At 71.7% G+C, this 16,100-nt stretch carries 7 protein-coding genes; 5 read left to right on the plus strand and 2 right to left on the minus strand.

The window, feature by feature from the left end; all coding sequences use genetic code 11:
- Window positions 1–21: 21 nt before the first annotated feature.
- A complete protein-coding gene (locus WMF33_RS18835) occupies window positions 22–1,563 on the plus strand; it encodes a hypothetical protein (protein ID WP_437338419.1) in 1,542 nt (513 codons plus the stop codon).
- Between the two features lie 322 nt (window positions 1,564–1,885).
- On the opposite strand, the gene WMF33_RS18840 is transcribed toward WMF33_RS18835, so the two are convergent.
- Entirely contained in the window at window positions 1,886–2,677 is a 792-nt protein-coding gene (locus tag WMF33_RS18840) for a hypothetical protein (protein WP_437338420.1), read from the minus strand.
- A gap of 1,295 nt (window positions 2,678–3,972) precedes the next feature.
- Between WMF33_RS18840 and WMF33_RS18845 the strand changes: the two genes are divergently transcribed.
- From WMF33_RS18845 to WMF33_RS18855, 3 genes are all read left to right on the plus strand, one after another.
- Entirely contained in the window at window positions 3,973–7,011 is a 3,039-nt protein-coding gene (locus tag WMF33_RS18845) for a hypothetical protein (protein ID WP_437338421.1), read from the plus strand.
- Between the two features lie 381 nt (window positions 7,012–7,392).
- Window positions 7,393–11,271, plus strand: a complete 3,879-nt coding sequence (locus WMF33_RS18850) for an RHS repeat-associated core domain-containing protein (RefSeq protein ID WP_437338422.1) — start codon at window positions 7,393–7,395, stop codon at window positions 11,269–11,271.
- A 12-nt stretch (window positions 11,272–11,283) separates the two neighbouring features.
- Window positions 11,284–13,836, plus strand: a complete 2,553-nt coding sequence (locus WMF33_RS18855; RefSeq protein WP_437338423.1) for a HEAT repeat domain-containing protein — start codon at window positions 11,284–11,286, stop codon at window positions 13,834–13,836.
- 228 nt (window positions 13,837–14,064) lie between these two features.
- Here WMF33_RS18855 and WMF33_RS18860 read toward each other — a convergent pair whose 3' ends face one another.
- Window positions 14,065–14,706 carry a helix-turn-helix domain-containing protein gene (locus WMF33_RS18860; protein ID WP_437338424.1) on the minus strand — a complete coding sequence of 214 codons (642 nt, stop codon included), beginning with the start codon at window positions 14,704–14,706 and terminating at the stop codon, window positions 14,065–14,067.
- Window positions 14,707–15,211: 505 nt separating this feature from the next.
- On the opposite strand from WMF33_RS18860, the gene WMF33_RS18865 reads away from it, so the two are divergent.
- Window positions 15,212–16,081, plus strand: a complete 870-nt coding sequence (locus tag WMF33_RS18865) for a hypothetical protein (protein ID WP_437338425.1) — start codon at window positions 15,212–15,214, stop codon at window positions 16,079–16,081.
- Window positions 16,082–16,100 lie beyond the last annotated feature (19 nt).

Consider the following 16,100-nt stretch of genomic DNA (forward strand, 5'->3'; position numbering starts at 1 on the left):
GGCGGTGCATCGAGAAAAATCATGAAACTGACCTTGCTAATTCACCTCTTCGTCGTCGTGTCGCTCGCTGCAGTCGGCTGTGGCACGACGACGGACGTGCAAGACGCTGGCCCCGCCCCATGCGATAACACGATGGCGTGCCAGGGCGAGGCGCCGGCAGAGTCGGTGTGTCTCGAGCATCTCGCCGCCGATGTGCTTGATGACGGTTGCGGCGTGTTCGTCGGCGGTCCCCTGGCCCGCGGTGATGATGCGAACCCAGGAACGAAGGACAAACCGGTACTCACACTTCAGCGCGCCGTAGAGCTCGCGCGCACGGGACGAGGGCGCGTGTTCGCATGCTACGACAGCTATCTCGATCCCATTAGGCTGCCCTCCGGCGTCGATCTCATCGGAGGGTTCAACTGTCTGAACTGGAAGCGCATGCCCGGCGGCGCTCAGTCCAGAATTGAGAGCCCGCAGAATCATGGAATTCTCTTGACCGTCGAGCCAGCGGGCCCCGAGGACAAGGGAGCCAAGGATGGCGTATCCAAGGTCGTCGATTTCGCCGTGTGGGCGACCGGTCCGATCTCGATGCTCGTTCAGTCCGACACCATGGTGGAAGTCATCCGAAGCACGTTGCACGCGGCCCACGGATGGGCGGGCCACGATGGCGAGGAATGGCCTTGGCCGAATCAGGCAGCGACGGGACCTGACGGGCTGTATGGGGGAGACGCATGCTCGGCAGCCACCGTTCATGGCGGGGCTGCGGCCGTGAACCCGTGCGACGGAGGGATCCCGAGCATAGGGGGGAAAGGAGGCGACGGGCTTCCCGACGGCGCTGGCGACGGCGAGGACGGGCAACCGTTCGTGGCGTCAAACCCGAGTTACGGACGGGGGGGAGACGGGGACGTGGCAGGCACTCAATGCCAGGAAGGTGCCGTTGCGCTCCACGGCGAGCCAGGTGTGGTCGGTTCCTCCGGCGAGGGCATCGGGCGCATCACCGAGGCAGGATGGGAAGGCAGCAAGGCGGGCGATGGCGGCAGGGGCATGCCGGGGCAGGGGGGTGGCGGGGGTGGCGGCCGTCGGGGCGGGCTGCCTCTGTGCGGTGCGGCCACCAAGGGAGGCGCCGGCGGTGGCTCCGGCGGTGCCGGCGGCTGCGGTGGTCGAGGCGGCCGGGCGGGCGAGAACGGACACCCGGCGATCGGCATCGTCGCGCTCCACGCCAAGGTGACAGTGCGCGATAGCGTCATCATCACCCTCGAGGCCGGTCCGGGCGGCGACGGCGGGCCCCCCGAGGAAGGCGGCCGAGGTGGCCGAGGCGCTCCAGGGGGCGCCCTGGGCGACGGCACGTGGTCCTGTGGCGGCGGCAGCGGGGGCGATGGGGGGCCGGGCGGCTACGGCGGCCCCGGGCGTGGCGGTGACTCGATCGGCATCGCGTACCTCGACGAGGACCAGCTCACCTTGGAGGGCGTCACGTACGAGCTGGGACCGCCGGGCATGGGCGGCACCAGCTGGGATTGGTCTGGCGAGATGGTAACGGGGCAGGACGGCAGCAAGTTGGAGACGCTGCGCTTCCCTGAGTAGGATCAGCGAGCGGGCGCGACGAAGCGCGCCGAATCTGCGGCGCTGAGGGCGCGCGCTCATCGCCGGCGATGACCTCGACATCGCGCCCGATGACCTGCGGCCCTACCTCGACCACGTGCGCGGCGCGGGCAGGGGCTGCAGGTCGGTGGAGATCCCGCTGGGGAACAAGCTGGAGATCTCCTGCTGGCTCGGCCGCGACGGCCGCGAGGGCGAGGCTCGACAGCGACCGATCCCCCTGCTCCTCGCGCGAGGGCGACCGGCATGATCCGTTGCACGAGGCGTGTGGAACCGCGCGCTCCAGCGCGATGATCCGCAGCGCGCGCTAGCTCGGGTCCTCCGCGTCCTCGACTACGTCGTCGGCGCGTTCGTCTTCGCCTTCGCTGTCGGGGTCGCACTTGCTGAGAAGGTGGTACGCGAACAGCGACGCGAACTCGCGGAGCTTGGTGGCCTGCTGCTCGGCGGCGTCGTCCCCCTGGGTCCGCGCGGTGGGGCTATTCTGCTGGTCATCGGCCCGGGGCTGCTGCGTCTCGTTGGGTCGCACGCGGGGGTACGCGGGTCGTCCCCTCCGGCGCTGGTTCGGCTCGGAGGCCTTCGGCTCCTCCGATGGCGGCATCCGGCGCGGCGGACGCTCGCCCGCGAGCATCTTCCGGGCCCGCTCCTCCTGCTCCACGAACGTGGCGGCGTACGCCACGAAACGCAGCGCATCGAACGGGACGCTGGCCTTATCCAGCTTTTCGCCCAGAAGGGGCGCTAGCCGGTCGATCCGTGCGTACTGGCTCCGGCGCGCGTGCGACACCTGCGCGCGTACCTCACGCGGCGCACCGTGGAAGGCAACGCACCAAGCGTACGTGATGCATTCCGGCAACAGCAGCCGCAAGCGATCGCTCTCGTCGTAGCCGTAGGCCGCCGTGAAGCGGGGCGGCAGGGGCCGCCTGCGGCGCTGGAAGCGCCCCCCGATGCCGGCGGGCGTGTGCTGCGCGAGGCGCTCGGCTTCGGCTTGCAGGCGCTCGCGCTCACGCTCTAGCTCCGCCTCTCTGCGCTGGAGCGCCCGCTCCCGTCGTACGAGCTCCGCGCGCGCCTGCTCAAGCTGGTAGCGCTCGCGGGCGATCTGCATTGCGCGTGGCGGGTGCTGCGGTCCTGGGCGAACAACTCGACGACGGCCGGCGCAGCAGCGGCGAGCGCCGGGGCGGCAGCGCCGAGGACCTCGACCAGCCGCCGGGGGTGAGGGGGCTTCGGGGGAGGGGCGTCCATCCGAAGCACCCTACTGACGGACGCGGGCGGGTCGAGTGCACGACCTATTTACGACGGCGTAAATCCGTCGCGGCGCGGTCGCAGCCGGCCCGTGCTCGGGAAGTGGACCCGGACGCGCTCTGCGCGGCGAGATCCTCCGCCGAGCGCGGCGCGCCGCAGCGGAGGTACTCGGGCGCGGCGCAGAGCTCGAACCGGTTCGGCTTGAGCTTGCGCGCGCGCAGCCAGCGACGCCAGGATGCCGTGGCGGCCGGGAACCCTCAGCGCACCGCCGTGGAGGCGATGCAGAACCCGAACGCGCCCGGTAACATGGCCGTCCGGCCGCCGCCGAGCTGGCGACCCCGGGGGACGCGACGATGACGGACGGCGGGCTCGAACGACCGGGCGACCGTGACATGACGGAGTTCCTCGCGAGCACCCTCTCGCCCCGGGCGATTGCGTGGCTCAGGAAGCGCGGAGCTGTGCGCGATCCCGATCGCGTGATGGCGCCGGAAGCCCTCCGCGAGCAGCTCGATCGCTGGGGATTGACCGAGGTGGGCCCGATGCTGCGGTTCGAGGAGGTCTTCGGCGGCACCTGCGTGCCATCGGCGGAGCGAGAGGCGTTCTGGTTCGGGATCGGGCTGCAGCTCGAGCGAGGCGTGCGCCCAGGGCAGGGTCGGGTGGCGATGGGCGCCTTCCCGCACGGGACTTACTGGATGGACTCGCGCGGTCGGGTCGTGGTCGACGACGGGGTGGTCGAGCCTTTCGTCGTCGCCGAGGACGCGCGGCGCCTCTTCGAACGATTCGCGATCGGGCAGGAGTACCCGGTGGCCGCCTTCACCTGGCCCGGTCGCATGGCGGTCGAGATGACGGTCGACATCGCAGCCGAGCTCGCCGCTGCGATGGGGGCCGAGCATATTGACGAGCTCAGCGATACCTGCCAGGCGGTGTTCCAGAAAGACGATCTCGCGCTCTGGTCTCCGCCGACGTTCGCGGAGATGAGCGTGGCGCCGTGCACCGCAGTGGCGAGCGAGATCGCGAGCGTCCGGGAGCTCCTCGCAGCGGTGAGAGAGGGCTTCCCCGACGTTGGCGTAAGCGTGAGTGTCGCGGGCGAGAAGGTCGAGGAGCGCAGCAACGAGCCGCCACCCGAGACACCCGCCGGAGTGCGGTACGAGCGATGGGATGACGCCGAGCCGACAGGAACCGTCGCGCTGTCGAACGACGGAGGGATTGTGCAATGGATCACCACGAGCGACGAGGTCGTCGTCGAGCGGATCTCCCGCGACGGGTTCCGCAGGGTCCACTTCCGGCGCGCCGAGGCGTGACCGGCGCGGCGATCGCCAAGCTGGTTGTGCTCGGCCACACGTCTGCGGGGGCCGGGCCGGGGCTACTCTGGTAGAAGGGATCCTCGGTGCCGTTCAGGACCGCTCCCTCGATCACGCCGTCCTTCGCAGAGCCATGACGCCTCCTCCGCGAGCACCGGATGCGCCGGCCATGGGCCCGGCGGCGGCGGAGCGCGGCGTCCTTGCCTTCTGGCGCGAGGTCGAGCGCTGCCGCAGCGCCCCGCTCGGCAGGAAGGCGCGGGCTGGCGCCGTGGCGCGCCTCGATCGGTGGCTGGAGCAGGGCGGCGCGCGCGTGGCGCTGCTCGGGCCGGGCGGGCGCGGCAAGTCGGTGCTGCTGGGCGCGTGGGCACTGGAGCTGGCCCGCGCGGGCCGGCACGAGGTCGCGTTCGTTCCCGTGAGCCGCCGGCTCGGTACGGCGCTGGAGCCGACGGCGCTGAACCTCCTTTACGCGCGCGTGGCTCCGTTCCTCAGGTCTCCGCGGCGCGCCGGTGAACGGCCGCACGGGGTCGAGGAGACGCGGCGCGATCTTGCGAGCATGCTCGAGGAGGGCCGCCCGCCCGGAAGCAGGCCGCTCGTCTTGATCCTCGACGGGTTCGACGAGGCCGTCGCCTGGACCCCCGATGCAGCGCAGCGCTTCCTGCGAGACCTCGGCCCCGGCGTGCGCGCCGTGCTGTCGGCGCGCTCGCTCGAGGCGCTGGGAGGCCTTCGGGAGGATACGGAGATGGTCGCGCTGCCACCGATCGCGGCCGACGAGATCGCGGAGGCCATCGGGCGAAGGCTCGGCGATCTGCCGGCCAGCGTGAAGGACGATGTCGCACGGGTGAGTGGCGGGGAACCGCTGCTCGTGGAGGCACTCCTCGAGGCCCTCTCGCGGGATCTCGCGGCTGTGGGAACGGCGCTCGCGAGCGCTCCCGTCGGAGCTTCGGGGGTCCTCGAGCTCTGCGCCGGCGGCTCGATCCTCTCCGTGCTGCCATGGCTTGCTGGCGCGCTCGGCCCGATCGAGGGCGAAGAGCTCTTCGCGATCTCGACGGTGAGCGTCGGAGCCTGGAACGAGCTGATCGGACCGCTCGTCGCCGCCGGAGAGACCGGCCTCGCGCTCCGTCACTCGGCCTGGGCGGAGGTCGCCCTGGCGCGGATTGCGCCGCACCAGCGCGCGGCGGTCGATCGCCGGTTCGCCGACCACGGGAAGCACGCATTCGCCTCGGGCACGGTCTCCGAGTACGTATGCCGGAACTGGCGCGCTCACCTGGAGCGGGTCGATGCGAGCCTCACAGAGCGGCTCGATCTGGTCTCGAGTGCGTGGCTCGACGTGTGGAGGACGCGCCCCGATGGATCGTCGGGGTTCATCGCCGACGTGGACGCGACGGCGGCCTGCGCGGCGAGCCTCCTGATCGATGCCGCGGCCGGAGGCGATGTCGTGGCGGCGCTGGCCGCGCGGGTCCGCTGCCTGCTCGTCACGAGCTCCGTGCGGACGATTCTCGGCTTCGAGGAAGCGCGGCGCGCGCTCGCCGCGCAGGACGAGGAGGAGCAAGGGGAAGGGGCCGATGGCGGCGAGGGCTCCGCCGGACCGCGCATCGAGATGCCGCGCGTCGGCGAGGACGTCCTCGACGCCGGCCGGCCGATCGCCGATGCCGGCGAACGCGCCGGCGCCCTGATCCGGCTGGCGCGGGAGCTGCCTGACGCCGAGCGCGCCGTCGTGCTCGGCTGGGCGCTCGAGGCCGCCCGCGAGGAGAACGCTGGCGGGGCCGCGCTTGCCGCCGCGGCTCACGCGCTCGACGGGCAGGCGCGCGTGACGACCGCGCGCGAGGCGGCGGCGCGGCTCGGTCGCGAGCGGACCAAGGAGAGCCGGATGGCGCGCGTGTCCCTGGCGGCGCTGCTGCCCGACGCTGAGGCGCTCGACCTCGGTCGCGACGCGTTCGCCGACGTCCAGGTCGACGCGAGGGGCGACGAGCTGCCGCGGCTGTCGGAGGTCGCTGCGCGATTGCCTCTTTCGGTGGTGCGCGCGCTCTGGGCATGGTCCGAGGCGTTGCCCCCCTCGGAGCGGCACCTGGTCCTTGCGCGCCTCGCTTCGGGCCTGCCCGCGGCGGAGCGAGAGGCGGGCGCGTCGGAGGCGCTGGGGCTCGCGCTGTCGTTGCTGGCGGACGACACGCTGCCGCCGGACGCGTGCTGGAGCGTCTGCGCGCTCGCGCCGCACGCACCTGCCGGCGCCGCGTCCGCGCTGGTCCAGGCGTGCGCGGCTGCGGCCAGCTTCCGGCGCCCGGTGGTGACGGCCGTCGCCGCGCGCCTCTGCGATCTGGGCCGCGCGGACGAGGCGCTCGCGCTCGTGGCGACGCTGCCCGACGCGTCGGACCGGATCGAGACACAGTGCGCGCTGCTCGCGCATCTCCCCGCCGCAGTCCGCCAGGCCGCCTGGGCCCAGCTGTCGAGCGATCTGCGGGCGAGCGACGGCGCGCGCACGCTCTTCGAGCGGAACGCCGCGGCGTGGACCCGGGCTCTCGGGGCGGATGCGGTCCTCAATCTGTCACGCGAGCTCGGCGCCACGTGGCCAGCCCTGCTCGCGATCGCCGAGGCCTCGCCGGCCCACGCGCCGGCGATCGCGCGCGATCTGGTAGAACGCGGCCTGGAGCTGCCGAGCGACGAGGACGAGGGGCTCTTCGCGCTGGTCCCGCTGGCCGCCTCGATGACCGAGCCGCACGCGCGTCGGCTCTGCCAGCGCCTCCTTCAGTACCTCGACTGGAAGCGGCGGCCCGATCTCCTCGACGACTGGACGAAGGACGACCTCGGGCACCTGGCGCCCTTGTTCGTCCGCGTCGCTGGACCGCAGGGCGTCGCCGAGGTGGCCCGGGAGATCGTCGACGTCGCGCGGTGGCTCCCCTGAGTGTCGCGGAGCGACGGCCGGGGCGACGCCTGCTGGCGAGCTCGGTGCGGATCTTGACGCGCGAGCAGAACATCGGCGTCTTCTCGTCGCGCTGGGCCGCGTCCAGCGCGTCCTCCAGGATGGAGCCAACAGGGGGCTGATCCCGAAGGTCCACCGGCACGCCAAGGCGGCCGGCGGCTCCGAAGATGCTCATCGATAATCTTCCGGAACGTCGCCCTCGATGCGCGCTGGGGCCGTGCTCGGCGCGCGAGGGTTCCGGCGTTTCGCCGAGCACCTCCGCCTCCAACGCCGATGTCGGACAGTTGACGCGGCCTGGCGGTAGTCGACAATGCGCCTATGGCGCGCACCGCTCCGGTCCCGAACATCCCCGCAATCCCTGGCATGAACCCCGGTGTGTGGATCATGGGCGGCGGCGGCGGAGGCGGTGGGGGCAATGGCCGCGGCGGGAACGGCAGCGGCAACGGGCAAGGCGCTGGTGGCGGCAATGGAGGGAACGACGCGCAAGGGGGCGGCAAGGGGGCTGGATCGTGCGGTCCTGGCAGCGGGGCCGGGTGTCCCAACCCGTCCCACGGCGGCGGGGGCGGCACCCACGCCGGCGACCCTATCGACCCGGTGACGGGTCGGGTCTACACGGTCCCTGCGGTCGATCTCGCGCTCCCAGGGCCGCTGCCGCTCGTGATCAAACGAACGTACAGCAGCACCGCGCGCGAGCGCGACGTCGGCCTCGGCCGGGGCTGGGCACACTCGCTCGCCTGGGAACTCGAGCCGCGGCGCCGCACGCTCCTGCTCTACAACCCCGAGGGGACGCACACCCGGGCGCTCCTCCCTGCCATCGGCGAGAGCGTCGTGCTGAGCCGCGGTGTGCTCACGCGCCACGACTGGGGCTACACGCTCGTCATCGAGACGGGCGACGTGCTCGTCTTCTCGGGTACCCAGGCGAACGGCGCGCGGTACGCCCTGTCGCGCATCGTCGACCCCAGCGGCAACAGCATCGACCTCGCCTACGCCGACGGCCGCCTCTCGTCCATCATCGACAGCGTAAAGCGCACGGTCCGCGTGCGCAGGCACGCCGATGGTCGCATCGCCGCGTTCGAGGTGAAGAACAGCCCACACCAGGGCCAGTGGGTGGCGTTTCGCCGTTATCGATACGACTCGGCCGGTCACCTCGTGGCCGCGGAGGACGCCGCCGGGCGCTCTGTCCGTTACTCGTACGACGATGGGCTGCTCACGTCGCTCGTTTACCCGAGCGGCCTTCTCGTCTGCTTCCGATACGACGCGCGGCGGCGCTGCGTCGAGACATGGACAGAGGCCCCTGGGACCACGGACGCGCTCGACGAGAGGGCGCCGGCCTTCCTCGCCGACGGTATGACGCGCGCGAAAGGCATGCTCCACTGCAAGGTGGAGCACGGCGGAGACGGCTACGTCGAGCTCGTCACATCGCGTGACGTGAAGCGGTACTCCGGCAACGAGCACGGGAAGCTGGAGAAGGCCGTGTGGGGCGCCGGGGTGCACACCAACACGTTCGATTCCATCGGCAACGTCACCTCGTACACGGATCCCACAGGGGCATGCTGGCGCTGGGATCGCGACGCATTCGGGCGGGTCGTCCGCGAGATCGACCCGCTCGGCGCCGTACAGGAGTACGCCTACAACGAACGCGGACTGCTCACGTCGATGATCGATCCTGTCGGCGCCGAGTTTCATTTCGAGTACAATGATGGCGGGAAACTCTTGGCGGTAGACGGCCCTGGCGGGAACGCGATCGCGTACAAGCGGGATCGACGTGGTTTGCCCATCGAAGCCACGATGCCGGACGGCGCCATCACCAGGATGGAGTACGACGCACTCGGTAATCGCGTCGTCGTCACGGAGTCGGATGGCGGAAGGAGGTTCATCGAGTACGACTACCTCGGGCAAGTGCTGGGGTTCACGGACGAGCGCGGCGGCACCACCCGTTACGTGTACGGACCATGCAGGGAGCTGCGCGTCATCCGGCTCCCCGACGGAGGAGCGATCGGCTACGATTACGACGAGGATGGTCGGCTCGCCGCCGTGACCGATCCGATGGGCCGCCGTTGTGAGCTCATCTGGTCGGGGATGGTCGTCCACGAAGTCCGCCGTCCCGACGGAGCTCGAGTGCGCTTCCGTTACGACCGCGAGGGCGACCTGCTTCGGGTCATCCATGGCTCAGGCGAAGATCACGTCCTCGTGCGCAGCCCCGCGGGGCGGATCATCGAGGAGCGGACCTTCGAAGGTCGAACGATCCGATACAAACACGATCTGCTCGGCCGCATCGTTCAGAGCGAGAGCGGCTCCGGCGAGGTCACCGAGTTCAAATACGACCTCGTCGGGCGGCTCGTCGAGCGGATCTACGCAGACGGCACGGTAGATCGGTTCGAGTACGACCCGGCAGGTCGCCTGCTACGTGCAGAATCCTCCGCGTCCGAGACGGCATTCAGGTACGATGGCCGCGGACGGCTGGTCGCAGAGCTGCACCGGGTGAACGGCCGCAGCTACGTGGTCGAGAGCTCCTACGATGCGGCCGGAAATCGCACGCGGAGGAGCACCTCCTTGGGCTACGTCGAGAGCATGGTTTACGATCCGATGGGCCAGCCGACGCGCATCCTGCTGGACGACTCGGAAACCGTGGAGATCGGCTGGGACAGCCGCGGCTTCGAGGCGCGGCGCGCGCTGCCTGGCGGTGGCCTCATCCAGAGCGCCTGCGATTCGATCGGGCGCATCACGCACCAGCGGGTATTTCGCCCATCGGGCCAGCCGCGCGCAGCTGAGCCTGCCTGGGCCGGTCCCAGGCCACCTGGGCTCACGGAAGAGCATTATCACGCGTACACGCTTGCGGGCGACCTTCTGGAGGAGTGGGGGCTCGTCGAGGGGCGCACGGCGTACACGTACGATCCGGTCTCGCAGGTGATCTCCCGGGTACCTCAACATGCGCGTGCCGAGCTCTTCGGCTACGACGCGGCGGAGAACGTCCACGAGGCAGGTCCGGCGGCGCAGCTGCGGCGCTACGAGCCGGGCGGCAAGCTGATCCGCCGCGGAGACGTGGATTATCTCTACGACGCCGACGCACGGCTCATCGAGAAGAGGCGCAACGCAGAGCCCCGGCGCGCCGTGTGCCGCTACCGCTGGAACGCCCGGGGCCTCCTCGAAGCGATCGAGCTCGACGATGGCGCCGTGATCGAGTTCGCGTATGACGCGTTCGCACGTCGCGTGGAGAAGCGCATCAGACGCCGCGGCGAGGTGGCGCGCGCCACCCGGTTCGTATGGGATGGCGACACCGTGGTGCACGAGGTACGGGAGGCCGCCGACCCGCAAGGCAACACGGTCGTCCACGAGCGTACGTACAGCTTCCTGCCGCGCAGCCGCGCGCCGCTCGCGCACCGCGACGCGCTGGTGCAGGCGTCGGGCAAGCGCGCGGAGGGCGGCTGGATTCACTACATCAACGACCCGGTCGGGCATCCTCGAGCGCTGGTGTCGGGGCAAGGCGAGGTCCTGGGCCGCATTCATCGCAGCGTCTGGGGGCAGGTCGATGCGGGAGAGCCCGACCAGGCGACGACGCCCCTCCGCTTCCCGGGACAGTACGCGGACGACGAGACCGGCGTCGTCTACAACCGCTACCGGTATTATGACCCCGAGATAGGCCGGTACATCAGCCCCGATCCGCTCGGGCTCGCAGGCGGGCTTCGCCCGTTCGGGTATGCGAGCAACCGGCCCCTCGCGATGATCGATCCCGACGGGCTCGCGCCGGTGCGCGCGAGCGTCCAGGGGCCGTACTCGAATGGGCCCTTTGGCTCGTCCACGGACGTGCGGTCCGGGCAGCGGCATTTCGGCGGCGGAGACCGCCTGCCCGGTCAGCTGCACCCCGCAGTCCAGGACGCGCTGGTGCCCGTGTACAACGGTGTCTCGGCCAGAGGCCAAGCCGACGCGCTGCCGCACTATTGCGCGGAGCCGTGGGCGATGACCAACTACATCCGAAACTACGAGCACGCCAACGGCATCCCTCCGAATACGATGAATCCCCAGCATCCGAACTGGAACGACTGCATCGGTTCCATCCAGTCCATCACCGCTCAGCAGGGGCAGACGGGCAGGATCCCTTGCCCCAACTGTAGCCAGATGCTGGCCAACCTGGGCGTGCAAAGCCATCAGGTGCCGCCCGTGAACGGCCAGAACTTCAGCCAGCCGGACCGGGGCTGGGCGAGCCAGCACCAGGGGCCGGTCGTCCACCTCGGCTTTCGCTGACCGGAGGCGATGGTGACCGCCATATCCGATGAAATGATTGCCGTCTGGGAGACCTCGGGCTGGTCCGACGCGGGGGTCGGCGTGGCGGCCATCCACGTGCTCAGGGACGACTGGGCGTCTCAGGAGCGGCTGCGGGAGCTCGCGCTCGCCGGGGAACCTGTCGCGATCCGCGAGGCGGCCCTTCTCGCCGTGGCGTTCGCGCCGAGCAGCCTGCCGGTGTTGCGCCAGGGGGTGACCGCGGCGCAACGCGAGGTGCGCGCCGCCTCGGTCGCCGGCCTGCGCGCCGATCCTCTGGCTCGACCGATGGCGGCGCACCTCCTGGCGAGCGATCCGTCGTGCGGCGTGCGCGCGGCGGCGGCGACGTTGCTCGCCGGCGATCCCAGGTACACGCCCGTCCTGCGCCGGGCGCTCGAGGCGCCGCTGCCGAGCCCTGGGGCGGATCCGGAGGCGCTTCGGCTCGAGGGCGCGCTGGTGCGTGCCCTGGTCAGAGAGCCGACGGTGATTGAGCACGTGAAGGGCCGGCTCGCTGCGCTGGCGAGTGATGTCCGCGATTTCGTGCTCGAGGACCTCTGGGCATATCCGGAGCAGCGCCCCTATGTGCGGGCCCTGCTCGCGCACGAGGTACCCCTGGTTCGCGCGTCGGCAGCGCGGGCGCTGCGTCGCGATCCGGAAGCGGCGAGCGCGCTGCTTGGCCTGGCGGCCGGGGATCCCTCGCCGCTTGTCCGGGCGGCAGCGGTGTCGGTGCTCGGCTTCGATGCGGTGGCGCGGCAGGTGAGGGCAGGGCGGCTCGCGGATACGAGCGAGCACGCGTCCGTGCGCGTGGCGATCGTAGAGACCATGCGCGCCGGCGAGGAGGAGATGATCCGAGCGCTGCTGTCCGATCGGAGCCCGACGCTCCGCGGGGTCGCCGCGTCGGCTCTGCGGGACGACGCGGCGTCCGTCGCGGCGCGTCGGGCCCTGGTCGAGGACGCCGAGCCGTTCGTGCGGGCGCGCGCCGTGAGCAGCCTCGCGCGCCAGGATGCGCTGTTCGACAGCATGACGCCTTGCCTGGAAGATCCGGATCCCCACGTCAGCCGGGCCGCCATCGAGGTCCTCGGCCGATATCCGCCGGCGATTTCGCTGCTCCGGCGGTACATCGACGCGCCATCCCCGGTCGGACCCGCCGCGATGCAGGCGCTGCGCGACGATCCGGGGTCGCTCCCGCTGCTGCGTGCGCGCCTCCGTCCGGCCCGGCGCGTGGAGCGGCGGCGCAGGCTGCGCGACCTGGCCCGGGATCCCTCCTCGGTCGCGGGGGTGCGCGCGCTGCTCGACGACCCCGATGTGCTCGTCCGTGCCGATGCGGCCAGCGCGCTCGGCGACGCCGGGGATGAGGCCATCGTGGGGCGGCTCGACGATCCAGACCCGTGGTGGCGTGCGGTCGCGACGAGGGCCGTTGCCGGGGCGGCAGAAGCGCGGGAAGCGCTCCTGCGACGGCTCGGGGACGGCGACGGCGCCGTGCGCGCCGCGGCGGCGGAGGCGCTGGCCGGGGACGAGGCGGCGGTGCCGCGCGTCCGGGAGCTCCTCGACGAGCCCTCCGCCGCGGTTCGCGCCGCGGCGATCACGGCGCTGGCGCGGGACGCGGGCTCCGTGGAGCGGATCGCCGCGATGCTGGACGAGCCATCGGACATGGACGGCGATCCGGCGCAGCTCGCGGCGGCGCGGGCGATCGCGGGCCGGCCGGAGCACGCGGGCCGGCTGCGCGCCATCGTGGAGCGAGGCGACTACGCCGCCGAGGTGACCCGGGTCGCGCTGGAGTCGCTGGCGCCCGCCGACGCTCCCGCGGAGCCCCTCCTCGGGATGCTGGACGATGTGCAGGAGCTCGATGCGCTGAGGATCCCGGCCGCGAGGCTCCTCTGGGCCCAGGGGCAGCACCGCGGCGCGGTCATCGCGCGGATGGACGATCCCAGCCCCGCGCTCCGCGCCGCGGTGCTGGAGCTCCTCGGCGACGACGCGAGCGCCGTCGACCTCGCCCGGGCGCGGCTGCGCGACAGCGACGCGCGCGTGCGCGCCGCCGCTGCTGCCGCGCTGCGCCGCCGCGCGCCCACGGATCGGGGTGTCGCGCTCGTCGAGCTCGTGGAGGAGATGGGGCTCGCGACGGGGGGCAGGCTTCGCGACGCTCCGATTCCAGCGAGATCGCGATCGGAGCTATGTCTGGATGGCGGCCCACGGAAGGACGATGTGCTCGCGTGGCTCTGCGCGCGGCTTGCGAGCGACGAGCGCGGCGGGATCATCGCAGCCAGCGCGGAGGTGGCGCGCTCGGAGGTGCCGTGGGGGGACAAGGACGTGTACCTGGTGCGGCTGCCGTTCGATCAGGAGGAGGCCCCAGCCGCGGCCGGCGTGGTTCCGATGCACAACCTGATCGAGATCTCTGCGATGGCGCACCAGTTCACGGCCGAGAGGTCGCCGTCGATCTGGCTCGTGTGTGCGGACGTTGCGTTCTCGGACCTGGCGCCGCCGGAGCTCGACCCGGGCGCGGCTGCGTGGGGGCCTACGTATTTCGGCGTGCGGATTGGGCGCTCGCGCTAGGCTAGTGCCGCGTCGCCCCGGGTCTCCGGGAGGAGACGGAGATGGTCGCGTTGCCACCGATCGCGGCCGACGAGATCGCGGGGGCCATCGGGCGAAGGCGCGGCGATCTGGAGCGCGACGCTCCACGTGCGCTGGTGAAGCACGCACGTGCGTCTCGAGCTCATCCGGAAGACGGGCGTGACGGCCCTCAAGGATCACCGGCGCCAGAGCTCTCCGCAGCGGGATCTTCTAGTCCGCGAGCGCGGCGTCGGCGGTCCGTTCCGTCTCGGCAGGGCTTGCGGGCCTCGCAGCCCTCACGCGCTTGAAGGGACGGATCTCGCCTGGCGAAACGAGGCTGTACTCGAAGCCCCTCGCTGTCTCGGCTCTCGCCACGCGGCCGCGAGCCATGAGCGCGCGAAGCGCGACGTAGACGCTCCCGTTCGGCAGCCCGCTGCGTGTGGCGATCTCCGTTGCCGTCCCGCGCACGAGGGATCGAACGGTTTCGAGCACCACAGCCTCCCGCTCGCTCGTGGAGGCTCCGGCCGTGGCCGTCACGCCAGCCGTGGTACGGTCCGGGCCGGATGCTGGTGCCACGATCCTCTTCGTGGCCGGTGCCGCCGTCGTCGAGGCGCTCGGCGCTCCCGAGCGCGTGGCGTGTTTCCTGCTCCTCACAGGCCCAGCCACGCTCTTTTGGGTGGGCGCGGGCGCCTTCCGGCGCCTCGGACGGCGCTCCGAGGAGGCGTTCGCCGCCGGCCGTCCCGGATCGGTCAGCATCGCCGTTACAGCCCGGCGCGCCGTGGCGCGGTGCTCTTCCTGGACCCGTCGGACCAGGCGCAGGATATCCTTCACGAAGCGGTCCACCCGCTCCTCGATCGCCTTCGATGCGTTCATGGCCGGCGCCGTAGTAGCACGCGCGCTCCGACCGTCGAGAACCTGCCCGCAAGCTGGCGGGTGTGGGTCGCCGGTGGCGTTGACTACGTATCCGAGGATCTGGCTCCCGAAGGCGATCCTCGCACGCGTGCCCGGCGCCCGCGTGGGGTCGGGCGCGGTCGCGTTCGCCGAGGGCCTGGCGGACGCGAGGAGCGACGAGCTGCCGCGGCTCTCGGAGGCCGCCGCGCGATTGACCCCCGCGGTGGTTTCTGATCGCGATCGCCGGGGCCATCGTGAGCCGCCGACGGGAGCGTTGCGCAACAGCGCAATCTGTTGCGGCACATAACAGGTCGCTGCGCTCACCCCGTCGTCGTCCTCAAACGCTGCGCCGAGATAGGGACGCACCTCGCGCCGGCACGTCGGTTGCCGTGCCGCCACGCCGCAACGAAACGACGGCGTGTCGCCACGGCAACAGGCCGGATTCCATCAGATAGCACAGGAGGTTTACCCCGTGAGTGAATCACCGATGTTTTCGACCATCGTCCTGCCCCCGGATCTCGTCGCGGACGACGTGATCGGTCTCCGAGATCAGATGAGCGCGCGGATCGCGGCGGTGCTTCGGCCCAGGGGCGGTAAGCGCAAGGAGGCCGACGCGCCGCTGCCCAGGGGGCTCGAGCCCCTCGCGGCGCTGCCGCCGCACATCGACAGGCCGTGGAAGCGCTTCGACGCGGCCGCGACGGAGCTTCAGGGGTTCCGCGGCCAGCGAGCGAGCGCGCAGGCCGACCAGCGCCATGCGGCGCCGAGCGAGGCCGAGCGGAGCGCGGCGAACACCGACAGCGACGACCGATGGCGCGCGTTCGAGCAGTGGAACGCGGGAGCGGCCGGGCTCTCGGAGGATCGGGAGGCGCCGTCGCCGTTCGAGGCGCGCTGGCTGTATGCGCAGCTCTTCCCGGCGCCCGAGGGGCTTCGCTTCATCACGCGCCGGCCCCGGATCCAGTGGGCCGCGATGGTCCAGCGGATGAAGACGCTGGAGGAGGAGCGCGCGCAGGCGGTGATCGAGGGGTTCGGCGGGACCCGGCACTACCGGCAGCTCGTCGCCGCCCACGCGCGCTTCGGCGAGGCCTACGGCTTCACGACCGTGGTCCTCGCCAAGGAGGGCGGGCCGACCGACGGCAGGCCGCAGTGGAGCGCCGCCCGGGATGCGCTGCGGAGCCTGATCCAGAAGATCGAGAGCCACGCCGACCCGGAGATCCCGGGGAGCGAGGCGCTCGCCGCGTTCCTGCTGGCGCCCTACGTCGAGATGGTCGACGACCTCGGGAGATCCCGCCGGAAAGCCCCCGCCAAGAAGCCCGAAGCCGTCCCGGCGCCCCTGCCGGACGCGGGCGGGATGCCGTGAACCCATCCGGGTGAGGTGG

The organism is Sorangium sp. So ce394, from assembly GCF_051474665.1.
Lineage (GTDB): Bacteria > Myxococcota_A > Polyangia > Polyangiales > Polyangiaceae > Sorangium > Sorangium cellulosum_D.